We start from the raw sequence: 22,288 nt of genomic DNA on the forward strand, positions 1-22,288 counted from the left end.
CAATAGGGGAAAATGATTGTTTGATTCCACACGCCGAGATGGCTGAGGTATTGGCTCGTTCCCACGCTCCAGCGCCTGCCTGCGGCAGGCAGGTGGGAACGCAAATGTGGCCGCTCTAGCGGCCAAGATCCCTCCTCCGTCGGGACAAGGTTTCGACGCTGGAGCGTCTGGACTTGCTCCCACGCTGGAACGTGGGAGCCAGAGAACGTATTCCCTATGGCCCATCGAGAGCCGTCGGTCCTCCTCTTCGATTAGGTACGCGTCGTTGCCCATCCCGTAATCCGGTCGCGTTATTCCGGAGTTTTAGCGAATACTCCCCGTTATCGACGAGCGGGATCAACCCAACCCGTTCCCCAGGAGACTTTCATGAGCGACGCACTGAATTATCTGCTCAAGGTCCGCCCCGATGCCATGGGCGCCTATTTCAAGTTTCTCAAGAAGGCCGGAGACCACCTGGACCCCCGCACGCGCGACCTGATCTCCGTCATCACCAAGGTGGCCGTCAAGACCGAACCCGGATTTCGACAGTACCTCACGCGGGCTCTGCGTAACGGTGCCACCCCCCAAGAGGTGATCGACGCCTTGCTGATGGCCTTCCCGGTCCTGGGTCTGGCCAAGATCGTCTGGGCTACCGAGATCCTGCTCGACATGGACATCCCCGAGTTCCGCCCGGAGAACCTGGACGCCGAGCCGTCCTGGCATCGGCTCGGGGCCCTGGAGGAGTTGCCGGAAGGGGAGATCAGCTTTCTCGAGGCCGCGGGCCGCCACCTGTTCGTCTCCCGCACGGGCGACCGGATCAAGGTCTTCGACTCCCGCTGTCCCCATCAGGTAACGGATATCCCCGAGCTCGCCCTGGAAGGCAACAAGCTCACCTGCCCCAAGCATAACTGGGCCTTCGATGCCGAGACCGGCGAGTGCACCCGGATCGGTAACCGACCCTTGCGGGAGTTCGAGCACAAGCTCGAAGACGGTCAGCTGCTCGCCTATTGGTAGGTGGAATCGGCGGCATGAGCGAAAATCGATTCGCGTCGATTCGCGCCGATTCGTGTGGTTCGTAGTTTCGATCGTATTTTGCCATGAGGTAGTGATTAATATTGGCTCTTTATGGATTCCGGACTGCCAACGATCATGGAAGGGTATCACCGGACGTTTTGGAGTGCGGCGGCAATCTCACCCCGATGCTTACCGGAACCTACAGCGCTAGGCATAAGCAGGGGATCGGCCAAATGGCACGAGCCTGCCGCCGCTTTGGATTTGGCGATGTATCCGTTCCCAGCACAGGTGTTGCGGCCAGGGGAAAGCGCCGTCGCCGCGGCGCGGGTGGAACCTAAGGGCCCGGATTCCCGGCCAACGCCGCTGGTATCCCCCGTGGCTGAGGTTCGATGCGGCCGCGCCGCTTTGCCGGCGCACTCCAAAGCAGTCCGGAATCCATAAAGAGCCTTAATATTTAAATGATTTGTTGGGCACGCCGCCGTCCCTGGCGGCTTTGCCCAACCTACGAGCTTCGCCCCTCTCCCACTGGCAGAGGGAATGCAGCACGTGGCGTGCCCAACCTACTGCTAGTGGCGATGTTTCCATTTAAACCTTAACCACTACCCGCCATGAATCTTCCTGAAATCAAGATCGAGCGTCCAGGTGTCCCGGGTTGGCGGGAGCGCTTGGTCCTCTATGCCAAGCTGGTGCGTCTGGACCGGCCCATCGGCATTTTCCTGCTCATGTGGCCTGCCCTGTGGGCGCTCTGGATTGCAGGGGAGGGAAACCCGCCCTGGGGGATCCTGCTCGTTTTCGTGGCCGGAGTAGTCCTGATGCGCTCCGCAGGCTGCGCCATCAACGACTTCGCGGATCGGGATCTCGACGGCCAGGTCACCCGCACCCGGGGACGGCCGCTTGCGGCTGGTCTCATTGATCCCAGGGAGGCCCTGGGGGTATTCCTGGTACTGAGCCTGGCCGCCTTTGCTTTGGTCTTGCTTCTCGATTGGCGGACCGTTGCCCTGTCGGTAGTCGCCCTGGGACTTGCCGTCGTTTATCCCTTCATGAAACGCTATATGCACGTGCCCCAGCTGTTCCTGGGGGCGGCATTCGGCTGGGCCGTGCCCATGGCCTTCACCGCCGTCACCGGATCGGTGCCCGCGTCGGCCTGGCTGCTGTTCGGCGCTGCGGTGGCCTGGGCCCTGGTCTACGATACCCAATATGCCATGGTGGATCGGGAGGACGACCTGAAGGTCGGAATCAAATCCACCGCCATCCTCTTTGGTCGTTATGATCGCCTGATCATTGGCCTGTTGCAGGTGTTGCTGCTGGGCCTGTTGGCCTACGTGGGATATCTGGCAGGGCGGGGCGCCTGGTATGCCGTCGGCCTCAGCGTCGCCGCTGCCTTGGCCGTGCGTCATCAGTATCTGATCCGGAACCGTGAGCCCGCGGCTTGCTTCCGGGCCTTCCTTGACAATAATTATCTGGGGATGGCCGTGTTTCTCGGATTGGCTGCGGACTATGCCCTGGGCTGGCAATCCTGAATGATTTGACGCGGTTTGGAGGAAAGATACGGTTCGCTGCCTGCCTGTGTGTTCCTGCACACAGATAGATGTGGATGTTGGGCTACGGGCAGTGGCGCCGATGCCGGCGTCTTAACGCAACCTACCTAGGTGAAACGGGGTACTAGGGACTCATCCAATCTAAGGGTGATGGGGTTGCCGGTCTCCGGCCAAACAGAGGAGAAACGAAAGCGATGAGAATGAGAATGAACGCCTTACTAGGAGTGGCCTTCGGCATGCTGATTGCGGTCCGTGCCTGGGCCATCGATGAGGGGATCGACTATACCGAGCTGGCCAGGCCCCAACCTACCGAGAGCGGGGAGAAGATCGAGGTCCTGGAGGTCTTCATGTACAGCTGCCCGCATTGCTTCTATCTGGAGCCGACACTCGAGGAATGGCTCGCGACCAAGCCCGAGAACGTCGAGTTCAAGCGCATGCCGGTGATTTTCAATGCCAGGGTTGAGCCCCACGCCAAGGCCTATTACGCCGCGGAGCAGATCGGGAAGGGCGAACAGTTCCACTTGCCCCTGTTTCGCGCCCTGCATGAGGACAAACAGGCCATCTGGGACGAGGATGCCCTGGTGACCTTCGCCGAGGCGCAGGGCATCGACGGGAAAGCATTCCGCGCTGCCTACAACTCCTTTGCCGTCAATATGCAGGTGCAGCAGGCACGGGAGAGGGCTAAAGGCTTCGGCATCGACAGCGTACCCACGGTGATCGTCAACGGCAAATACCGCACCAGCCCTGCCCAGGCCGGCAGCAGGAAAAAGATGGTCCAGGTAATCGACTACCTGATCGGAATCGAGGCCGGTCAGCCGGCGGCTGGAGAAATACCGACCACAGAAGCCCCACCGGTCACGTCGGACGGTTCCTGATGGTAAACGAGAGAATCCGTGAAAATCCGCCTAATCTGCGAATCGAACAGGTTGCGACAGATAGACAAGTCCGCTCAGGCCGTTAGAAACGCAAACCCAGAAGCAGGCCGGCGGTGAAGGAAGCGGCGCTGGAGAGATTATCGGCAATGAAATCTTTCAGTGCACCGCTATATGCCGTCAGCCAATCGACGAAGCTGTCATAGTTCGACTCCATCCCGGCCCAATTGACCTCGATAATGCCGCTGTACTGGAGGCTGAACAAGAGGACCAGCAGCACACCGCCCACGACCAGCGCGATCTTGAAGGCGACCTTGAGGGCATAGCCGACGGCCAGACCCACCATAAAAGAGAAGCCGAGCCGCAGGAAGAATCCGGACGAGAAGAGGTCAGCTTCTCCTGCCGCCGGCGCCGTTGGAGGTGAAGGAGGCAATGCCGGTTGTGTTTGCAGGATACCGTCAAGCATCAGCATAGTCCCCTTCGATGGTGCGGAAAACTACCCTAACCTTAACGGCTTTCCCGCAGGGGATCAACGCACGTGCCAACCTTGGGCGGAGAGGACACAACCAACCGCGAACCCACGTAGGATGGGCAAAGCAAGCGTCCATCAAACTGATCTCAAGGTTTCGGTCATTCCGCGGAGATTTCCGCGCCGTGGCTGTTGGTTAGGATGCACCAAGCGAAGCGTGCCCATCGAATCTCCGAATCGGAATCGGAATCGGAATCGGAACACTAAATATCAGCACCATCTAATCATCCGGGACCTGACAGGTAGCTGCAAAGGTATCGGGTCTCGGTCAAGCGTATCGAGTGGTCGCGAGCTCCAGGTAATAGCGGTGAAGGTGGTTCACCTGCTCTTCGAGCGCTTGCGGATCGCCGCTGTTGTCGATGATGTCGTCCGCGCCTTCCAGGCGCTGGGATCTGGGTACTTGGCTGTCGATGATGCGTTGGATCTCCGCCACATCCAGACCGCTCCTGTGCCGGACACGGCGTATCTGCTCCGATTCGGGAAGATCCACCACCAGTATGCGGTCGGCGAGCACCGTCTGCCCGGCCTCGAACAAGAGGGGGATCTCCAGCACGGCATAGGGTGCTGAGAGCTTTGCCAACCGCCGTTGCATTTCCGAGACGATCCGCGGGTGCAGGATCGATTCGAGACGCGCGCGTGCCGCGGTGTCCGAGAAGACCAGGGCGCGCATGGCGGCCCGATCCAAGTGTCCGGCGGCGTCGATAAAACGGGCGCCGAATGCCTCCGCGATCAGATCCAGGACCGGGCTGCCCGGGGCCGTAAGATCGCGGGATATGGCATCGGCATCGATAACGGGCATCCCGATCCCGCTCAAGCGGGCGGCGACGCTGGATTTGCCGCTGCCCACCCCCCCGGTCAGGGCTACGACCAACATATGTGAGTATCCTCGTATCGGAAACGTTACCCAAACCAACTGGTTTCTGTTGTAGCTGTAAATGACTATGCTTATTTAGTTCCATATGTAGAATCAGAAGAGAGTATTTTTCTAAAAACAATTATACCTACTATAATTTAACGACTATCCAGGCTTGATCTTGGGGGTACACCTATGCGCGATCTTTATTTTGGTCTCCAGCTGTTCGTGGTGATAACACTCGGCTCCTCCCAGCTGGCGGCAGAACAGCCGAGTGCCGGCGTAAATGATGAGCCGCTGCGGGAAAACTGGGCGCCGAGCGAATGGGGCGCCCAAGACAAGATCGGTGCGGCAAATCGGATTACCCCGGCGGTTGTCCTGCGTGCGGTCGGCCTTGTCAAGCAGGGTAAGGTGGTCACGCTGGGAAAGGTCTATGCCCAGGATATGCCGACATTCGACAGACGGAGCTGGCGCATGATGATTCCCGGACTACCGACCGGTGGCCCTTTCGGACCGCAGCGACTCGTCTATAACGACGAGTATGTCGCGGCCGAGCTGGGGCAGATCGGCACCCAGTTCGACGGGCCGGGGCATATTGGTGTGCAGACCTCGCAAGGCAAATTTTTCTACAACGGCCGGTTTCTTGAAGATGAGAATATCACTGCCTACGGGTTGGGTCCGTTAGGCGTCGAGTTCGTAGCCGAAAAGGGCTTCGTGTGTCGAGGTGTCGTGCTGGATGCCGTGGCGCTGCGCGGCCGTCGATTGCCGATTCCTGAAAGCAATGATGCCGAGGATCCGGGTATCGTTACCGATACCGATGTCCGCACCATGCTCAAACAGCAGGGCCTGAATCAAATCAACCCAGGCGATTGTGTCTTTCTGTATACCGGCCACGGTGATCTGTGGCATCCGACGGACTGGGACAGTTTCGATGCCGCCGAGAAAGCGCGACGGGTGGCGGCATTCAATGCAGGTACACCAGGATTTGGAATTTCCGCTTGCGAGTACCTTGCTGAACGCGGGATCAGCCTGAACGGGTCTGACAGTTCGTCTATCGAGGCCGTGCTGAGAGATTTCACCGGCGAGAATCGACAACCCTTTGAATGTCACATTCGCCTGCAAACAAAACGTGGCATCTGGGGCCTGGAGAATCTCGATCTGAGCAAGCTGATCGCCGACAAGATCTATGAGTTCCTATTCGTTTACGCACCACTCAAGATCAAGGGCGCTACAGGATCGCCCGGCAATCCGGTTGCAATCTATTAGCCCATCTCATAGGGTCTCGATAAAACTATGAAGGGGAATTTATGATGGCAATTTCTCATCAAGAAATTTCGGAAGATTTTCAGGATTTCCTGGAAAAGAAATGCACTTCCAGGTTGAGCCGAGGAAACCTGAGGCTTCAGCGGGGGCGCTTCCTGTCCACCGTTGAGCAGCAGCGGAGAAAGCGGGAGCATCCCAAAAAGCTACAAGAGTTGAATCAATTTTTGTCCAAAAAGAGGTAATCCTGGCTCTCTTACGGATTGCGGGGGGATGGGGAAGGAACCATCCTTTTTTCAGCAATCCTGAATGATTCGGCGCTGTTTGGGGGACTGGACGGGTTGCGTTACGACGCTCAAAGGCTCGCTGATCGACTGTGGCGCCGGTGCCGGCGTCTTAATGCAACCTACCCATGGGTCCCCCGCCGTGCGGCCGGCCCGCGCGGACCTCGCTTTGTGTGTAGGTTGCGTTAAGCCGCGCGCGAAAACGCTTAGGAGGCACGGCGTCGAACGCGGCGCAACGCAACACGACGCTAATCAGACGTTGGGAGTGATCTAATGAGCAACCATCAAAAAATTATCGAAGCGGCCTTCGACAAAGGATCCGATCTATCGCCACGCAACGTGGAAACGGAGCTGTACGATGCGGTCTTCGCGACCATCGATCGACTGGATAAGGGCGCGCTGCGGGTCGCCGAGAAGCGTGACGGTGACTGGACCGTCAACGACTGGGTGAAGAAGGCGGTGCTGCTCTCGTTTCGCATCCGGGATAACCGGCTCATTACGGGCGGTTACGCCGATTACTATGACAAGGTGACCCCGAAGTACGCCCGCCGTAATCCCCCCTATGACTTCCCCACCGAGGGCGTCCGCATCGTACCGCCGGCCACCGCCCGCCACGGCGCCTACATCGCGCCCGGCTGCGTGCTCATGCCCTCCTACGTGAACATCGGGGCCTACGTGGACTCAGGCACCATGGTGGATACCTGGGCCACGGTCGGCTCCTGCGCCCAGATCGGCAAGAAGGTGCACTTGTCCGGCGGCGTCGGGATCGGCGGGGTGCTCGAACCGGTCCAGGCGACACCCACCATCATCGAGGACAACTGCTTCATCGGCGCCCGCTCGGAGATCGTCGAGGGGGTCATCGTCGAAGCAGGTGCCGTCATCTCCATGGGCGTCTACATCGGCAAGAGTACCAAGATCTACAACCGCGAGACCGGCGAGATCGGGTTCGGTCGAGTCCCCCGCGGCGCCGTGGTGGTCCCCGGCAGCCTGCCGGCCAAAGACGGCAGCCACAGCCTCTATTGTGCCGTCATCATCAAACAGGTCGACGAGCAGACCCGCAGTAAGGTAGAGATCAACGAGCTCTTGAGGGACTGATGTCCGCTACGCTGGAGCTCGCCGCCGAGCTGATCCGTCGCCCCTCGATAACACCCGAGGACGCGGGCTGTCAGGCACTCCTGTGCGAGCGGCTCGCGGATCTGGGATTCGAGATCGAGCCCCTACCCTGCGGCGAGGTGACGAACTGCTGGGCCCGCCGTGGCGATGCCAGGCCCCTGTTTTGCTTCGCTGGCCACACAGATGTGGTGCCGACCGGACCACTGGAGCAATGGACCTCAGACCCGTTCGACCCGGTGGTCCGCGCTGGCCGGCTCTACGGCCGCGGCGCCTGCGACATGAAGGGGTCCCTCGCGGCCATGATCACCGCCACCGAGGGGTTCCTCGCCGCGCACCCGGACCCGGCCGGCTCCATCGCCTTTCTGATCACCAGCGATGAAGAAGGCCTGGCCCGGGACGGGACCCTAAAGGTGGTAGAAAGGCTCGAATCCCGGGGGGAGAAGATCGACTATTGCCTGGTGGGAGAGCCATCCAGCGACCAGCGGCTGGGGGATATGATCAAGAACGGAAGACGCGGCAGCATCAGCGGCCAGCTTATCGTGCATGGCAAACAGGGACACGTGGCCTATCCCCAGCGGGCCAAAAATCCCCTGCATGCTTGCGCACCGGCACTCGCCGAGCTGGTCAACCAGGTCTGGGACCAGGGGAATGCCTGCTTTCCGCCGACCAGCCTCCAGGTCGTCAATCTCAACATGGGCACGGGTGCGGACAATATCATCCCCGGTCGGCTCGAGGCCCAGTTTAATCTACGTTTTTCCACCGAGCTCGACGCGGACGACATCAAGCGCCGGGTCGCGACCATCCTCGACCGAGGGGACTTCGACTACGACCTCGACTGGCGCCTCTCCGGCAATCCATTCCTGACCCCCGAGGGGGTCCTGGTGGACGCGACGCGCGCCGCCATCGCCGAGATCACGGGGATAGAACCCCAACTCTCGACCGCAGGCGGGACCTCGGATGGCCGTTTCATCGCACCGACCGGGGCCCAAGTGTTAGAGCTTGGCCCGGTCAATGCCACCATCCATCAGATCGACGAGTGCGTCGAGGTACAGGATTTGACACGCCTCTCGCACATCTACGGCCGCATTTTGGACAGGCTGCTCGTTCGAGGTTAGCACTCAACCACTACCAGCTGAAGCTGGTAGGTTGGGCCACTAAAGTGGCCCTCAGCGGACTCAACCGCCGATTGAAGATAATCCATCTGGAAGATGGAGGTTTGTACCTCGATCCGCCTACGGCGGACTGAAGTTTTTTGGGACAATCAAGGCGGAAGGTCGCCGAACTCGTGCGGTTAAACGACCTATCGTCTTTCGGCGAGGGCAGAGGCGGACCTCACAGACATCCGGATCCACTCTGCGGAGCAGTGGGGCCTCGACCAAACCGATCGCTACATAGATGCCCTCCTGCGGTTGAACAATTACGAAGGTTCACCTTAATGGCGTTGCAATGAATCCTCCCCGCCCCTTGAAGGGTGTCGCAAAAGCCCCTCTCCCGCCGGGAGAGGGGTTGGGGAGAGGGGGTCAAAGGGCGAAGATCAGTGCCTTTTGCGACTCCGACCAAGAAAGAAAAACGGATTACTTTCATGACCCCTCTTCATCGATCGCTCGGATGCTTATCGTTGGAGGCCGTTCCCCCTGTCGACTATTGGCATTCGGCGGCCCATCCACCCGGTTTATCCCCAGGTGGGCTGCATCTGTGGAAGATCTGCACCGGATGCGAGGGTGCGCCGCTTGCGCAGCTGTGGCCTCTGTTGTCTCAACGGGAGTCCGAGCGGGTCGCGAAGCTGAGGTTCGACCGCCACCGCGCACGCTATGTACGCGCCCAGGCCGGGCTGCGTATGATCTTGTCCGGTTACCTCGGCGTTGAACCCGAGGCGATTGGATTTCAATACGGCAAGGCGGGAAAACCGCTCCTCGAAGATACCGCCTCCGGTCTCGAATTTAACCTGACGAACAGCGGCGATCTGGCCCTGGTGGCCCTTTCCGTGGGCGCGCCGGTCGGTGTCGACTGCGAGCAGATACGGGACCGGGGGGATATGGTCGCCATCGCTGAGAGGATGTTCACCCCCGAGCAGGCGGCTCGAATCGCCGCCGCGACCCCGGAAGACCGACTGCAGCAGTTTCACATTGCCTGGACGGCTCTCGAGGCCCAGGTCAAGGCAGACGGTCGTGGTCTCCTCGATCGTCACCAGCCAGCGGCTCAGGATGCCCTGCAGATCGAGCACTGCGTACCCGAGCCCGGGTTCATCGCTGCCGTGGCGCGCGGACGGCTGCCGCCGGTGGGGGAGTGGGTCACCATGACCTTGAGTGCCGACTGATATCGCGTCACGCATGAATAGTTCGGTGCAATACACATCAGGGCAGGCGCGTATAAATTTCTTGGCTCTTTATGGATTCCGGACTGCCAAGGATCATGGAAGGGTACCACCGGACGTTTTGGAGTGCGGCGGCAACCTGACCCCGATGTTTACCGGAACCTACAGCGCCAGGCATAAGCGGGGGGTCGGCCAGGTAGCACAATCCGGCCGCCGCTTTGGATGTACGCCCGGCATGGGCATGAACGGATGGGGTGTAAGTCCCGTGTAGGAGTACCTGAATGGCCGTTGAGACGACGGTAACGACGAGCCGACGGCAAGGGCAAACCGGCGCGGGGATGTCGGAAGGAAGCCCGAGTGCAAACGTGCGAGCCGACGAACAGAAACCGCAGAGAAGGCTGGGTCCGCGGGTGAGTCAGCATCAGCTGACGAAGGCCGCCAGGTCCCGGGGAGAGGGTAAAGGCGGCGGAAAGTTCAAGTTCGTATCCGGGGAGCGCTGTCTGACTGGCGGTCGGTGTCCCGAGGGGAGTCGCAGTGAGGGCCAGTCCGAAAGGGCTGGCGTCAGCATCGAACCCGAAGGGGGCGGTGGTTGCCATGGGAGCCGGCCGGAGGGCCAGGGTGAAAGGGTTGGAATGACCACCGGACCCGAGCGTGACGCGGGCCGCGCGCGGGCCGGCACCGCCGGGCGTGATGGGACAGCAGTCAGCAGCGGCCAGAGTAGGCGGCGCACGGCGGAGGGGTGTGACGGCGAAGGGCCGACCAGATTAGGGCAAATGGCTGCGGGCCAGGTAGTCGTGACTGCGCATCTCTTCCAAACGGCTCGCGGTGCGTGTGAAGTCGAACGCGAGCGGAGAACGCGAGATATAGAGCTCGGTAGGGGCAGCGGCGGCGGAGGCGACCAGGTTCACATTATGATCGTAGAGGACATCCACTAGGCGGATAAAGCGCGCGGCCTGGTCTTTTTCCTCATCGCCCATTTGGGGAATGTTGGCGATGAAGACCGTATGGAAGCAGCGGGCGATCTCGATATAGTCGATGGTGCCCTTGGGCTCGTCGCACAGGGCCTTGAAGTCGAACCATGCGATCCCGTCCGCGTACCGGGCGGTGGGGATGGGCCGGCCTTCGATTTCGATCTCCCCCCCTTCCACGACGCCTTCCGGTCGTAGTCCATGAAAGCCCTTCAGTAGGCTGTTGTCGGCCTCCGCGTCCAATGGAAAATGATAGATCTCCGCATGTTCGAGCGAGCGGAGCCGATAGTCTTCATCCCCGTCGAGGCAGATGACCCGGGTGTGATCCTTGATGAGCTTGATGGCGGGTACGAAGCGCTCGCGCTGTAACCCGTCGCGGTAAAGATCGTCCGGGTGGATATTGGAGGTGGTGACCAGGGTGACGCCGCGCTCGAACAGGGCCGTCAACAAGCGGCCCAGCAACATAGCGTCGGTGATGTCGGTGACGTGGAACTCGTCGAGGCAGAGGACCTTGAACTGCATGGACAGGCTTTCCGCCACCAGGGGAACGGGATCGGGGGTAGCTGGCAGCTTCTTCAGCTCTCCGTGCAGGTCCAGCATGAACAGATGGAAATGGACCCGTAGCTTCCGGGGAAACGGCAATGCCTTGTAGAACTCATTGACCAAATGGGTCTTGCCGCGTCCTACCCCTCCCCACAGATAGAGGCCACGTACCGGATCCAGGCGGGAGCGGGCGGTAAATCTCAGGTGCTTGAAAAGCCCGCCGCGGTCGTCCTGCTCCCTGGCTATCAGCTCCTCGTAGACCTGTTGCAGTGCCCGCACCACCGCCGCCTGCTTCGGATCATGCTCGAAATCTTCTCGGGCCAGATCGGCTTGGTATCTTTCAAGGGGTGTCATGGTGCTGAGGAGCTGCGTATGGTTAGGAAATTCTTTTTTGCCGCAAATGAACGCGAATCAACGCAAATCGGTCGTAATCGGTTCACCATCACCGACTGTTCTTGATTCCGTTAACGAGCTTGCCTCCATCGAACCCTGATTCCAGATAGGATTCTGGAGTTCCCTGTATTAGTTTTTAGATAGCCTCTTAGCTTCGCCCCGACACCGATTGCCTACAGAGAATCGACATAGCGCCGCAAGCGTTGCGCCGCTTCCACGCATTCATTCAGAGGAGGCACCAGGGCGAGACGCAGACGCCGGGCACCCGGGTTCACCCCATTCACTTCGCGTGAGAGGTAACGCCCCGGTAGGACGATCAGGTTTTCTTCGGCAAACAGCCCGCGGGCGAACTCGGTATCCTCGATCGGGGTCGACGGCCACAGATAGAAGCCCCCATCCGGTCGGGAAACGGGCAGCAGGCCATCCAGTATCGCCAGGACCGCGTCGAACTTCTCCCGGTAAGCTCGACGGTTGGCAACCACATGCCCCTCGTCGCCCCAGGCGGCGATGCTGGCGTACTGGTGATGTAGGGGCATGGCACAGCCGTGATAGGTGCGATAGCGGAAGTAGCGCTCGATGATCCGGGCGTCCCCGGCGACGAAGCCCGAGCGCAGCCCCGGCACGCTGGATCGCTTGGACAGGCTGTGGAACACCGCACAGCGTCGGTAATCCCGGTATCCCATGGCCGCGGCTGCCTGGAGCAACCCCACGGGTGGCGCCGCCTCGTCGAAGTAGAGCTCCGAGTAGCACTCGTCGGCAGCGATGATGAAATCGTATGCTTCGGCCATGGCGATCAGCCGCTGCAAAGTGGCTTGCCGGATGACCGCCCCGGTGGGATTCCCCGGTGAGCAGATGTAGAGGAGCTGACAACGCCGCCAGATATCCACGGCCACGGAATCGAAATCCGGTATGAAGCGATTCTCTTCGGTGCAGGGTAAGTAGTAGGGTTGGGCCCCGGCCAGTAGGGCCGCTCCCTCATAGATTTGGTAGCAGGGATTGGGCATCAACACCAGGGGATCGGGGCCTGGGTCCACGACGGCTTGAGCAAAGGAAAACAGGGCCTCGCGGGTGCCGTTCACCGGCAATACCTGGCGTTCCGGATCCATGTCCCCATCCGGCAGGTTGAAGCGGCGCGTGAGCCAGTGTGCAATGGCCGCTCGTAGCTCCGGGAGTCCGCGGGTGTTCGGATAGATGGACAAACCCTGTAAATGGGCGCTCATCGCCTCCGCGATCAAGGCCGGGGGAGTGTGTTTGGGCTCACCGATGGAGAGTAGGATCCGGTCCGATCCGGACGGCGGCTCCACACCGGCGATCAGCGCGGCAAGCCGTTCGAAAGGGTAGGGCTGGAGACGATCCAAATCCGGGTTCATGGTATGCAGAGTGGCGTCTTGAGTGGCAGGAGTCCTTATATAGTATAAGAAGCTGTCTGGTAAAAATGGATCCGAGGGTCGTGTTGCGTTACGCTGCGTTCGGCGCCGTGCCTGTCCGGGCGCGGTCCTGGGTTATTTGGATAGTGGCTCAGTTCGCGAAAAAACGGAAATTGCGAAAAAACGCAATGACGCAAGGACGCCAAGACGCAAAGAAAGAACGAAGAAACTTTGCGTCTTGGCGCCCTTGCGTCCTGGCGTTAAATGGGCCGGAAAGTGAGCGGCCAAGCGTAAAATTTTCAAACTGAGCCACTGCCGTTATCAAGTCCGGCGTGTTGGGTTACGGCGCGTTCAACGTTGTTTGTGTCCTTCGGGATCAGGCAGCGCGCCTAACCCAACCTACACTTAACGCGAGGCCGCGCGTGCCGGCAGCGCGATCGAATGTGAAACGGGGGATTATCGGATGCCCGAAGAAGTTCGCATCCACCACGTCAGCTTGATCGTTGCGGACACGGAGCGGTCACTCGTCTTCTACCGTGGTCTGCTGGGGTTGATACCCGACAAGCAGCGTCCGGATCTCGGTTATCCGGGGGCTTGGTTGTGGGTCGGCGATCAGCAGATCCATCTCTTAGAGCTACCCAATCCGGACCCGTTACAGGGGCGTCCACAGCATGGTGGACGGGACCGTCACTTGGCCTTGGCGGTGAAAGATGTGGCGTCGCTTGCGCTCCGTTTGGAGCAGGCCGGCATCACGTTCACCCGCAGCCGCTCCGGCCGTCCTGCAATCTTTTGCAGGGATCCGGACGGCAATGCGCTGGAGCTTATGGAGACCGCCTAGTACATTCCAGGGCGAGTGTGTATCAATTTCTTTTCGATTAACCAGTTGCTCCCGGCAGTGTAGGTTGCGTTAAGCCGCGCGAGAGAATGCCTAGAGGAGCATCGATGCCATTATACTTCCACATGGAACAATCTGCGCATTTCACTCCCTCTGCCTCCGGGAGGGTGTCGCAAAAGTCTTCTTCGAACCACATCATGGTGTTCATCCAGGATATGGTTCAGGGCCTTCAACTCCATTAGGACGCGTTGCACCATACCGGAGAAAGCGGTAGCCAAGATCAGTATTTTCATTCTCTATACCACCTGTGCTGGCCGGCAATTCGACACCGCGATGAGGGTGACAACATCCACCGGAAGGCCTAAAATGGTCAGAAACATGACCAGGAGACTCCGGAGATGTCTCAAACTTCGATCGCCGAGGCCAAAACCCAGTTAACCCGCCTCATCCACCAGGCGGAGCGGGGTGAGGCCGTACACATCACCCGCCGCGGTAAGCCCGTCGCCGTGCTCTTGTCTGAGGACGAGTACACACGCCTGCGCCAAGGGCAGAAGCAAGGCAACTTATGGGACCTGATCGACGAGATGCGCTCCGATCCGGCATTCGAACCCGTCGATTGGTCCCAGGAGGAAGTCGATTCCTGGCGTGACCGGCGACCGGTGCAGGAATTCCAATATATCGTTGGTGATAGGCGTTACGGATACCGTCCAGATACAGGGACTCTGTATCCGAAATCGGGCCCAGGCATGGTTGATATCGACCGTCCCCAACATCAGTTCCTTAAAAAACTGAATTCGGTCTCCCAGAAAGAAGCAATGAAATTTGCAAAGAATACCCCTGGGCTCGATCAGAAAAAAATTGACCAGGTATTGGAGATCTGGAGGAGATGTAAATGATTTCACGTTCTCTATTATTGAATGTCCCCGACGGAAATATAGCGGATTGCCTGAAGGCACTCGGAATAACGCGTAAGAATATTTCTTCTTACGAGCAGGGAGAGCCGTTTCTCGAGGCGCAAGAAAATGGGGCCCTTGTCTCCTCTGTGAAAGGGGATTTCACTCATACTGCCGACGTCTTCTTATTCGATCGGGAGTTGCAGGCAATGCTAGAGACACTCGCCGGGCTCTCGCTCAAGGGTATCCTAGCCGCAATGCCTGACGATGACGACGACGACCCTGAAGTGTTTTTTTTATGGCGTGACGGGCGGCGACGGATAGTGCGCATCTATGAAGATGAGGCTACGGATAGGCTGAGAATCCTCGATCCATTGGGTGAGGCGGGACTCGCTTGAAAATACGAGTTAAATCCTCCAGACAACGCCGAATAACTCAGATTGCATCTGTTCGGCGTTATTTGGTGCCACCCAAGAAGGCGTCTGCCGACCCGACGAGTCGGTAGGTTACAGGACCAGGATTCCGACGGAGATCAGGGCCACGAAGCGCCAAATAATTCAGGATTCCTTTGATGCGGTTCGCTGCCTGCCCCTTGTCTGCCGTGTCTGGCCTATCCCTGAGGTGGTTGGTGGGTAGGCCAGCACAGACAGGCGCTCCTGGAACGGTAGGCAGGCGCTCACCACATCCTACTTTAATCTAATTCGCGCAGATTCGCGTGATTCGTAGTTTACATCTTTGCGGCTCCAATTGTCCTCACGCCGCAATCCCCCGTCCCCGCAGCTCCCGGATGCGATCGCGGATGGCGGCGGCCTGTTCGAATTCCAGCTCCTTGGCATGACGGTACATGGCCTTCTCCAGGGCCTTGAGCTTCTTGGCCATCTGCGCCGGTGTCAGGCTGGCGTACTCGGCCACCTCTTCCGCTACCTTGGCGTACTCCTGGGCCCGCCCCCGGGACCAAGTGGCCGCGCCGGGGGTGGCGCCCTCCAGGATATCCGTCACCGCCTTGCGGATGGTTTGGGGGGTAATGCCGTGCTCGGCATTGAAGGTGATCTGCTTGGCGCGCCGGCGTTCGGTCTCGTCGATGGCGCGCCGCATGGAGCCGGTTATCTCGTCGGCATAGAGAATAGCCTTACCATTGGCGTTGCGCGCGGCCCGTCCGATGGTCTGGATCAGTGAGCCCTCCGAGCGCAGAAAGCCTTCCTTGTCCGCGTCCAGGACAGCCACCAGGGAGACCTCCGGCATGTCGAGCCCCTCGCGCAGCAGGTTGATCCCCACCACCACATCGAACTCCCCCAGGCGCAGGTCGCGGATGATCTCCACCCGCTCGACGGTATCGATGTCCGAATGTAGGTAGCGCACGCGCACGCCGTGCTCATCCAGGTAGTCGGTCAGGTCCTCGGCCATGCGCTTGGTCAGGGTGGTGACCAGGACCCGTTCGTGACGGGTGACGCGGATCCGGATTTCCGAGAGCAGATCGTCTACCTGGGTCAGGGCAGGACGTACCTCTACCTCAGGATCCACCAGGCCGGTGGGGCGCACCACCTGCTCCACCACGGCCCCCGAGTGCTGGATCTCGAACTCGCGGGGGGTGGCCGAGACATAGATGGTCTGGGGCTGGCGAGCCTGGAACTCCTCGAAGCGCAGGGGCCGGTTGTCGAGGGCCGAGGGCAATCGGAATCCGTACGCTACCAGGTTCTCCTTGCGGGAGCGATCGCCGCGGTACATGGCCCCTAACTGGGGCACGGTCACGTGACTCTCGTCGATCACCACCAAGGCATCGGGGGGCAGATAGTCGTAAAGGGTCGGCGGCGGCTCGCCGGCGGCACGGCCGGAGAGATAGCGGGAGTAGTTCTCGATCCCCGAGCAGTAACCCACCTCCAACATCATTTCCAGGTCGAACCGGGTGCGCTGCTCCAGGCGTTGGGCCTCTACCAGCTTGGCGTGCTCCCGCAGCCAGTCCAGGCGTTCCTTAAGCTCCTGCTTGATCTGCCCGACCGCGTTCAGGATCGTCTCCCGCGGGGTTGCATAGTGGGTCTTGGGAAAGACCGTGTAGCGCGGGACCTTGCGCATTACCTCACCGGTCAGGGGATCGAAGAGAGAAATAGCCTCGATCTCGTCGTCGAACAGCTCCACCCGGACCGCCTCGGCGTCCGCTTCCGCCGGGTAGATGTCGATCACGTCCCCACGCACCCGGTAGGTCCCCCGGTGCAGCTCCACCTCGTTGCGCTTGTATTGGAGATTGGCCAACTGCCGCAGCATAGCCCGCTGGTCGAGCAGGTCGCCGCGGGAGAGGTGCAGGACCATCTTGAGGTAGGCATCGGGGTCGCCGAGACCATAGATCGAGGAGACAGTGGCAACGATGATGACATCCGGGCGCTCCAACAGGGCCTTGGTGGCCGACAGGCGCATCTGCTCGATGTGTTCGTTGATGGAGGCGTCCTTCTCGATGTAGGTATCACTGGCGGCTACATAGGCCTCGGGCTGGTAGTAGTCGTAGTAGGAGACGAAGTATTCCACCGCATTGTGCGGAAAGAATTCCCGCATCTCCCCGTAGAGCTGGGCTGCCAGGGTCTTGTTGGGGGCCAACACGAGGGCCGGACGCTGGACCCGCGCGATCAGGTTGGCGATGGTAAAGGTCTTGCCCGAGCCGGTCACTCCGAGCAGTGTCATGCCCGCCTCGCCGTCATTCAGACCCGCCTCCAGGCGGCGGATTGCCTGCGGCTGGTCCCCGGCGGGAGCGAAGCCGGATTCGAGCACGAATGCCTTGGACAACGTACCCACCGGCGGAGAAAGATGTTGGCTCTATCCGAACTTCCGGGGCTGGAAGCCCGCGGGGTTGACGATGGCGGCGCTGTCGCCGGTGGCCCGAATCACGAATAACCCTTGGTTTTGCGCGTACTGGTCACTCGCTTGCTCCGCGCGCAGATAGGCCATCGCACCCAGCACCCTATAGGCACGGTATTCGGGCAGGTAATGTTTGGCTCGGTGGAGGCGCTTGATGAATTTCTCGACCTGCCCGACCCGCAGGGTCGTCTTCACCTCTACGATAACGATCTCCTCCCCATTGTGCGCAATGATGTCGAACTCATAGCTCTCTCCGTCCCGAGAGCCCTTGCACCGGGTCGAGGTATTGTTGATCCGGACTCCACGTCCCTTCAACAACTGGACCAGATCCCCTTCCACCAGGCTCTCCATCAGCTTGCCCCACTGGCCTTCGAACAGATCCTGCAAGGCCTTCATCCGCTTGTCCGTTTCCTGAAATTTACGGTCTGTTTCCTGGAATTTGCGGTCCAAGGCCCGCTGCGTCTCCTGGAACTTGCGGTCTGTTTCCTGGAACTTGCGGTCCGTTTCTTTGAATTTACGGTCCGTTTCCTGGAACAACTGCCAGACCTTCTCGAAATTCAATGTGGTTTCCATGATGAGATGAAAGCAATCTTTGTCACTGAAAGTTTTCCCCTCAAACAGTGGGGGTTGATGCCGATCGGCCACCGATTCAAGGCAGCTTAGTTCAGGATGGTGGGGAGGTCAAAACACGGTGGGGGTAGGGCGGGTGCGAACGCTATCCCGAAAATACACGCTCTCCCGGTCGGCCGCATCTTCCCCTGTGCTTGGGGTCCGGGCTTTAGCTATCATTAGTGGTTTGAGCGCCGAACACCAGGGCGCTACCCGCTCCAACGATAAGCACCGAGAGACCCCTGAGAATGAGCATCAAGCTTTCCGCCCGCGTACAGGCCGTCAAGCCCTCTCCCACCCTCGCCGTCACGGCCCGTGCCCAGGCCCTGCGCGCCGCCGGTAAGGACGTCATCGGACTCGGCGCCGGGGAGCCGGACTTCGATACCCCCGATCACATCAAGGCGGCGGCCATCGCCGCCATCCAGGACGGCTTCACCAAATACACAGCGGTAGACGGCACCCCCGAGCTCAAACAGGCGATCGTCGCCAAATTCCAGCGCGAGAACGGCTTCGCCTATACCCCGGACCGGATCCTGGTCTCCTGCGGCGGCAAGCACAGTTTCTACAACCTGGCCCAAGCCATCCTGGACCCGGGCGACGAGGTCATCATCCCGACCCCCTATTGGGTCTCCTATCCGGATATGGCCATCCTGGCCGGCGGTGCCCCGGTGCTGGTACACGCCGGGGCGGATCAGAAGCACAAGATCACGCCCGCTCAGCTGCGGGCGTCCATGACCAGGCAGACCAAGCTAGTCGTCATCAACAGCCCCTCCAATCCCACCGGCATAGCCTACACGCGCGCAGAACTCGCCGATCTCGGCGAGGTGCTACGGGAATTTCCGCGCGCCATCATAGCGACCGACGACATTTACGAGCACATCCGATGGGCCGCCGATGAACCCTTCGTCAACATCCTCCACGCCTGTCCCGATCTGGCTCCGCGCATCCTGGTGCTCAACGGCGTCTCCAAGGCCTACGCGATGACGGGCTGGCGCATCGGTTATGCTGGCGGTCCCCAGGAGATCATCAAGGCCATGAAGAAGGTGCAATCCCAGAGCACCTCCAATCCCACTTCCATCTCTCAGGTGGCCGCCCAGGCGGCGCTCGAAGGTCCCCAGGATTGCATCCAGACCATGACCGCGGCCTTCAAGGAGCGCCACGACTATGTAGTGGAACGCCTCAACCGCATACCCGGCATCCGGTGTCTGCCTACCGACGGCACCTTCTATGTCTTCCCGCAGGTGAAGGGACTGATCGAGGCCCTCGGCACGGTACGCAACGACCTGGACTTGGCGGAGTTCCTGATCGAGCGGGCCGGGGTCGCCCTGGTCCCCGGCTCCGCCTTCGGCCTCGCCGGGCACATGCGTATCTCCATCGCCACCAGCCGGGAGAATCTGGAGCAGGCCCTGGATCGCATTGAGGGTGTCCTGTTATGACCAGTTGCCAACAGTGCAGGTCGGGCAAAGCTCGTAGATGCGGTGAGCGCCTGCCGACTGCCCCAGGGACGGGGCAGGCAAGCCGCGAACGGCATCTTGGGACTTCCAGCCAACTCCGGTCCCCCAAACAGTGCTGTCCGGCATTGTTTGGTGCTGCCAGAAAAGGCGTCGTGTTGCGTTACGCCGCGTTCGACGCCGTGCCTGTCCGGGCGTGGTCCTGGATTATTTGGTGTTGGCTGTGGGAAAAGATCCCTCCGGACTCTGCGCAATCTGTGGATAAAAAGATATCTTTTCCCATACTCAATCCGAGAGGGGCTCGTGTATCAGGATAACCGCCCCCAGCGGCGGGAGGACGAGGGGAATGGAGTGTGGCCAGCCCATGCAGTTTAGGGGTTGGGAAGCGACGCCATCTCGGTTGCCGAGATTGCTGCCGCCGTAGATTTCGGCGTCCGAGTTGATGGCCTCGCGATAGAAGCCGGGTCGGGGCACGCCGAGGCGATAATCCCGGCGGGGGAGGGGAGTGAAGTTGAAGACGGCGGCCAGGAGTTGTTTGCCGCCGCGGTCCTTGCGGAGGTAGCTGATTACGGATTGGGCGCTGTCGTGGCAGTCGATCCACTCGAATCCGGCGGCGCAGAAATCCAGGTCGTGGAGGGCCTGGTGTGACCGGTAGAGTCGGTTGAGATCGGCCACCAGTCGGCGGATGCCTTGGTGTCGGGGGTGTTCCGTCAGCTGCCAATCCAGCGCTCCGGCGGCGTCCCATTCCTTGGTCTGGCCGAACTCACAGCCCATGAACAGGAGCTTCTTGCCCGGATAGGTGAACATCAGGCTGTAGAGCAGGCGCAGGGAGGCGAATTTCTGCCGGGCATCGCCGGGCATCCGGTCCAGGAGGGAGCCTTTGCCGTGCACCACTTCGTCGTGGGAGAAGGGCAGAATGAAGTTCTCGCTGAAGGCGTAGTGCAGGCCGAATGTGAGCCGCTCCTGGTGGCGGTGGCGATAGATCGGGTCCTGGGCGAGATAGGCCAGGGTGTCGTGCATCCAACCCAGGTTCCATTTCATGCCGAACCCCAGGCCACCCAAGTGGGTGGGGCGCGACACCGCCGGCCAGGCGGTGGATTCCTCGGCGATCATCAGGATGCCTGGATGGCGCTCGTGGGTCACCACATTGAGCCGGCGCAGAAGCTCCACCGCTTCCAGGTTCTCGTTCCCGCCGTGCCGGTTCGGGAGCCACTCGCCCGGCTGGCGTGAGTAGTCCAGATAGAGCATGGAGGCGACGGCGTCGACCCGCAGGCCGTCCAGGTGGAACTCATCCAGCCAGTAGAGAGCGCTGGAGATCAGGAAGTTCCGTATCTGGTTGCGTCCATAGTCGAAGATCAGGGTGCCCCAGTCCTGGTGCTCGCCTCGGCGCGGGTCCTCGTATTCATAGAGGGCGGAGCCGTCATAACGGGCCAGGGCAAAGGTATCGCGTGGAAAATGGGCCGGCACCCAGTCGAGGATGACGCCGATGCCCCGACGGTGGAGGTGGTCGACGAACCAGCGGAAGTCGTCCGGGGTGCCGAAGCGGCTGGTGGGGGCGAAGTAGCCGGTGGCTTGATAGCCCCAGGAGGCGTCCAGGGGATGCTCGGTCATGGGCAGGAGCTCGATATGGGTGACACCCAGCGCCAATGCATAGTCCGCCAGCTGTTCGGCAAGCGCCCGGTAGGTCAGGAACTGCCCTTTAGGGCCTCGGCGCCAGGAGCCCAGGTGGACCTCGTAGATAGACAGGGGTAGGTGTTGCCAATCGGACCTAGCCCGGGCCTGCATCCAGGCCTGGTCCTGCCAGCGGAATCTGCTTGCGCCGCAGATGTAGGCGGCGGTCCGGGGCCGCTGTTGGAAGGATCTGGCGTAGGGGTCGATCTTTATCTGGATGCTGCCCTGGCGGTCTCGGAGCTCGAACTTGTAAAGGTCGCCGGCGCCGAGGCCGGGGATGAAGAGCTCCCAGACGCCTGAGTCGCCCCGCAGTCGCATGGGGTGGGCGCGTCCGTCCCAGTGGTTGAAATCACCCACCACGCTAACGCGCTCCCCGTTGGGGGCCCAGACGGCGAAACGCACGCCCGGTATCCCATCCGGGGTGCATAGATGAGCGCCGAGGAAACGGTGGGCGTGCCAGTGGCGGCCCGCGCTGAACAGGCGCAGCTCGAGGTCCGGGAGCTGGGGTGGAAAACAATAGGGGTCGTAGCGGCTGTAGCGGTTGCCCGCCCGGTCCTCCCAGTTCAGGCGGTAACGCGCCGGGACCGCGCCCGGGCTTCCTTCCCATACGAACAGGTCGGTGCCTGGGAGCCGCGTCAGCTCGACAGGGGCCTCCGGGATACGGACGGTTTCCGCTCCGGGCAGGAAGGCCCAGACCAGGCAACGGTCTCCTGCGAGGTGTCTACCGAGGACCTGGAAGGGGTCCTGGTAGCGCGCCTCCAGGATGCGTGCGATGGCGTCGGAGGGCTGTGCCCGATCGCTCGTCCCGGTGGGCATGGAAGCGGTACGTCCAGTAGGGCAAATCCGTTTTTACTAAGAAAATTAAGAGCCCGTAGGGCGGGAAAGCGCAGCGCATCCCGCCGGAACCATCGGCGGGATGCGCCGTCCCTGGCTTCTCCCGCCCTACGGGCTGAGATTT

General features: G+C 60.7%; 18 protein-coding genes. 11 read left to right on the plus strand and 7 right to left on the minus strand.

What is annotated here, in order from left to right; genetic code table 11:
* Window positions 1-366: 366 nt before the first annotated feature.
* The 3 genes from E1958_RS14750 to E1958_RS14760 all read left to right on the plus strand — a co-directional run bounded on the left by E1958_RS14750 (window position 367) and on the right by E1958_RS14760 (window position 3,406).
* Complete coding sequence (locus E1958_RS14750) at window positions 367-993, plus strand: Rieske 2Fe-2S domain-containing protein (protein ID WP_133512541.1); 627 nt, start codon at window positions 367-369, stop codon at window positions 991-993.
* A gap of 608 nt (window positions 994-1,601) precedes the next feature.
* Window positions 1,602-2,513 (plus strand): 4-hydroxybenzoate octaprenyltransferase, encoded by a 912-nt coding sequence (gene ubiA / locus E1958_RS14755; protein ID WP_133512542.1) that lies wholly within the window; start codon window positions 1,602-1,604, stop codon window positions 2,511-2,513.
* A gap of 224 nt (window positions 2,514-2,737) precedes the next feature.
* Window positions 2,738-3,406 (plus strand): thiol:disulfide interchange protein DsbA/DsbL, encoded by a 669-nt coding sequence (locus E1958_RS14760; protein ID WP_243448532.1) that lies wholly within the window; start codon window positions 2,738-2,740, stop codon window positions 3,404-3,406.
* 82 nt (window positions 3,407-3,488) lie between these two features.
* Here E1958_RS14760 and E1958_RS14765 read toward each other — a convergent pair whose 3' ends face one another.
* On the minus strand, window positions 3,489-3,869 hold the full coding sequence (locus tag E1958_RS14765; RefSeq protein WP_133512543.1) for an FUN14 domain-containing protein: 381 nt from the start codon (window positions 3,867-3,869) through the stop codon (window positions 3,489-3,491).
* 331 nt (window positions 3,870-4,200) lie between these two features.
* Window positions 4,201-4,806 carry a dephospho-CoA kinase gene (coaE, locus tag E1958_RS14770; RefSeq protein ID WP_133512544.1) on the minus strand — a complete coding sequence of 202 codons (606 nt, stop codon included), beginning with the start codon at window positions 4,804-4,806 and terminating at the stop codon, window positions 4,201-4,203.
* 174 nt (window positions 4,807-4,980) lie between these two features.
* Between coaE and E1958_RS14780 the strand changes: the two genes are divergently transcribed.
* The 4 genes from E1958_RS14780 to E1958_RS14795 all read left to right on the plus strand — a co-directional run bounded on the left by E1958_RS14780 (window position 4,981) and on the right by E1958_RS14795 (window position 9,759).
* The gene (locus E1958_RS14780; RefSeq protein ID WP_133512545.1) at window positions 4,981-6,051 is read left to right on the plus strand and encodes a cyclase family protein; all 1,071 of its coding nucleotides are present in this window, start codon (window positions 4,981-4,983) and stop codon (window positions 6,049-6,051) included.
* Between the two features lie 551 nt (window positions 6,052-6,602).
* The gene (dapD, locus tag E1958_RS14785) at window positions 6,603-7,424 is read left to right on the plus strand and encodes a 2,3,4,5-tetrahydropyridine-2,6-dicarboxylate N-succinyltransferase (RefSeq protein ID WP_133512546.1); all 822 of its coding nucleotides are present in this window, start codon (window positions 6,603-6,605) and stop codon (window positions 7,422-7,424) included.
* Window positions 7,424-8,557 carry a succinyl-diaminopimelate desuccinylase gene (gene dapE, locus E1958_RS14790; RefSeq protein WP_133512547.1) on the plus strand — a complete coding sequence of 378 codons (1,134 nt, stop codon included), beginning with the start codon at window positions 7,424-7,426 and terminating at the stop codon, window positions 8,555-8,557. The genes dapD and dapE overlap by 1 nt, the downstream gene beginning before the upstream one ends.
* Before the next feature lie 503 nt (window positions 8,558-9,060).
* Window positions 9,061-9,759: a 4'-phosphopantetheinyl transferase family protein gene (locus tag E1958_RS14795; RefSeq protein WP_243725278.1), complete on the plus strand. Its 699-nt coding sequence runs from the start codon at window positions 9,061-9,063 to the stop codon at window positions 9,757-9,759.
* Between the two features lie 761 nt (window positions 9,760-10,520).
* On the opposite strand, the gene zapE is transcribed toward E1958_RS14795, so the two are convergent.
* Together zapE and dapC are read right to left on the minus strand one after the other, a co-directional pair.
* On the minus strand, window positions 10,521-11,621 hold the full coding sequence (zapE, locus tag E1958_RS14800; RefSeq protein ID WP_133512548.1) for a cell division protein ZapE: 1,101 nt from the start codon (window positions 11,619-11,621) through the stop codon (window positions 10,521-10,523).
* A gap of 212 nt (window positions 11,622-11,833) precedes the next feature.
* Entirely contained in the window at window positions 11,834-13,030 is a 1,197-nt protein-coding gene (dapC, locus tag E1958_RS14805) for a succinyldiaminopimelate transaminase (protein WP_133512549.1), read from the minus strand.
* 460 nt (window positions 13,031-13,490) lie between these two features.
* On the opposite strand from dapC, the gene E1958_RS14810 reads away from it, so the two are divergent.
* The 3 genes from E1958_RS14810 to E1958_RS14820 all read left to right on the plus strand — a co-directional run bounded on the left by E1958_RS14810 (window position 13,491) and on the right by E1958_RS14820 (window position 15,153).
* Window positions 13,491-13,865 carry a VOC family protein gene (locus E1958_RS14810; protein WP_133512550.1) on the plus strand — a complete coding sequence of 125 codons (375 nt, stop codon included), beginning with the start codon at window positions 13,491-13,493 and terminating at the stop codon, window positions 13,863-13,865.
* 395 nt (window positions 13,866-14,260) lie between these two features.
* The gene (locus tag E1958_RS14815; protein WP_133512551.1) at window positions 14,261-14,758 is read left to right on the plus strand and encodes a type II toxin-antitoxin system Phd/YefM family antitoxin; all 498 of its coding nucleotides are present in this window, start codon (window positions 14,261-14,263) and stop codon (window positions 14,756-14,758) included.
* Window positions 14,755-15,153 (plus strand): hypothetical protein, encoded by a 399-nt coding sequence (locus E1958_RS14820; protein ID WP_133512552.1) that lies wholly within the window; start codon window positions 14,755-14,757, stop codon window positions 15,151-15,153. Before E1958_RS14815 ends, E1958_RS14820 begins: the two co-directional genes overlap by 4 nt.
* A gap of 355 nt (window positions 15,154-15,508) precedes the next feature.
* On the opposite strand, the gene uvrB is transcribed toward E1958_RS14820, so the two are convergent.
* Both uvrB and E1958_RS14830 read right to left on the minus strand, forming a co-directional pair.
* The gene (uvrB, locus tag E1958_RS14825) at window positions 15,509-17,527 is read right to left on the minus strand and encodes an excinuclease ABC subunit UvrB (protein ID WP_133512553.1); all 2,019 of its coding nucleotides are present in this window, start codon (window positions 17,525-17,527) and stop codon (window positions 15,509-15,511) included.
* A 30-nt stretch (window positions 17,528-17,557) separates the two neighbouring features.
* Window positions 17,558-18,172: a DUF8196 domain-containing protein gene (locus E1958_RS14830; RefSeq protein WP_133512554.1), complete on the minus strand. Its 615-nt coding sequence runs from the start codon at window positions 18,170-18,172 to the stop codon at window positions 17,558-17,560.
* Between the two features lie 284 nt (window positions 18,173-18,456).
* Here E1958_RS14830 and E1958_RS14835 point away from each other — a divergent pair, with 284 nt between their 5' ends.
* On the plus strand, window positions 18,457-19,644 hold the full coding sequence (locus E1958_RS14835; RefSeq protein WP_133512555.1) for a pyridoxal phosphate-dependent aminotransferase: 1,188 nt from the start codon (window positions 18,457-18,459) through the stop codon (window positions 19,642-19,644).
* A gap of 300 nt (window positions 19,645-19,944) precedes the next feature.
* Here E1958_RS14835 and glgB read toward each other — a convergent pair whose 3' ends face one another.
* A complete protein-coding gene (glgB, locus tag E1958_RS14840) occupies window positions 19,945-22,146 on the minus strand; it encodes a 1,4-alpha-glucan branching protein GlgB (protein ID WP_133512556.1) in 2,202 nt (733 codons plus the stop codon).
* Window positions 22,147-22,288 lie beyond the last annotated feature (142 nt).

The organism is Candidatus Thiosymbion oneisti, from assembly GCF_004359955.1.
GTDB lineage: Bacteria > Pseudomonadota > Gammaproteobacteria > Chromatiales > Chromatiaceae > Thiosymbion > Thiosymbion oneisti.

Excerpts from the sequence above, each read along its gene's own strand:
- E1958_RS14810 (WP_133512550.1), top strand. The coding sequence starts at position 13,491 with ATGCCCGAAGAAGTTCGCATCCACCACGTCAGCTTGATCGTTGCGGAC.
- dapD (WP_133512546.1), top strand. The coding sequence starts at position 6,603 with ATGAGCAACCATCAAAAAATTATCGAAGCGGCCTTCGACAAAGGATCC.
- glgB (WP_133512556.1), bottom strand. The coding sequence starts at position 22,146 with ATGCCCACCGGGACGAGCGATCGGGCACAGCCCTCCGACGCCATCGCA.
- zapE (WP_133512548.1), bottom strand. The coding sequence starts at position 11,621 with ATGACACCCCTTGAAAGATACCAAGCCGATCTGGCCCGAGAAGATTTC.
- E1958_RS14780 (WP_133512545.1), top strand. The coding sequence starts at position 4,981 with ATGCGCGATCTTTATTTTGGTCTCCAGCTGTTCGTGGTGATAACACTC.
- E1958_RS14760 (WP_243448532.1), top strand. The coding sequence starts at position 2,738 with ATGAACGCCTTACTAGGAGTGGCCTTCGGCATGCTGATTGCGGTCCGT.
- E1958_RS14830 (WP_133512554.1), bottom strand. The coding sequence starts at position 18,172 with ATGGAAACCACATTGAATTTCGAGAAGGTCTGGCAGTTGTTCCAGGAA.
- ubiA (WP_133512542.1), top strand. The coding sequence starts at position 1,602 with ATGAATCTTCCTGAAATCAAGATCGAGCGTCCAGGTGTCCCGGGTTGG.
- dapE (WP_133512547.1), top strand. The coding sequence starts at position 7,424 with ATGTCCGCTACGCTGGAGCTCGCCGCCGAGCTGATCCGTCGCCCCTCG.
- E1958_RS14835 (WP_133512555.1), top strand. The coding sequence starts at position 18,457 with ATGAGCATCAAGCTTTCCGCCCGCGTACAGGCCGTCAAGCCCTCTCCC.
- E1958_RS14765 (WP_133512543.1), bottom strand. The coding sequence starts at position 3,869 with ATGCTTGACGGTATCCTGCAAACACAACCGGCATTGCCTCCTTCACCT.
- dapC (WP_133512549.1), bottom strand. The coding sequence starts at position 13,030 with ATGAACCCGGATTTGGATCGTCTCCAGCCCTACCCTTTCGAACGGCTT.
- E1958_RS14820 (WP_133512552.1), top strand. The coding sequence starts at position 14,755 with ATGATTTCACGTTCTCTATTATTGAATGTCCCCGACGGAAATATAGCG.
- E1958_RS14750 (WP_133512541.1), top strand. The coding sequence starts at position 367 with ATGAGCGACGCACTGAATTATCTGCTCAAGGTCCGCCCCGATGCCATG.
- coaE (WP_133512544.1), bottom strand. The coding sequence starts at position 4,806 with ATGTTGGTCGTAGCCCTGACCGGGGGGGTGGGCAGCGGCAAATCCAGC.
- E1958_RS14815 (WP_133512551.1), top strand. The coding sequence starts at position 14,261 with ATGTCTCAAACTTCGATCGCCGAGGCCAAAACCCAGTTAACCCGCCTC.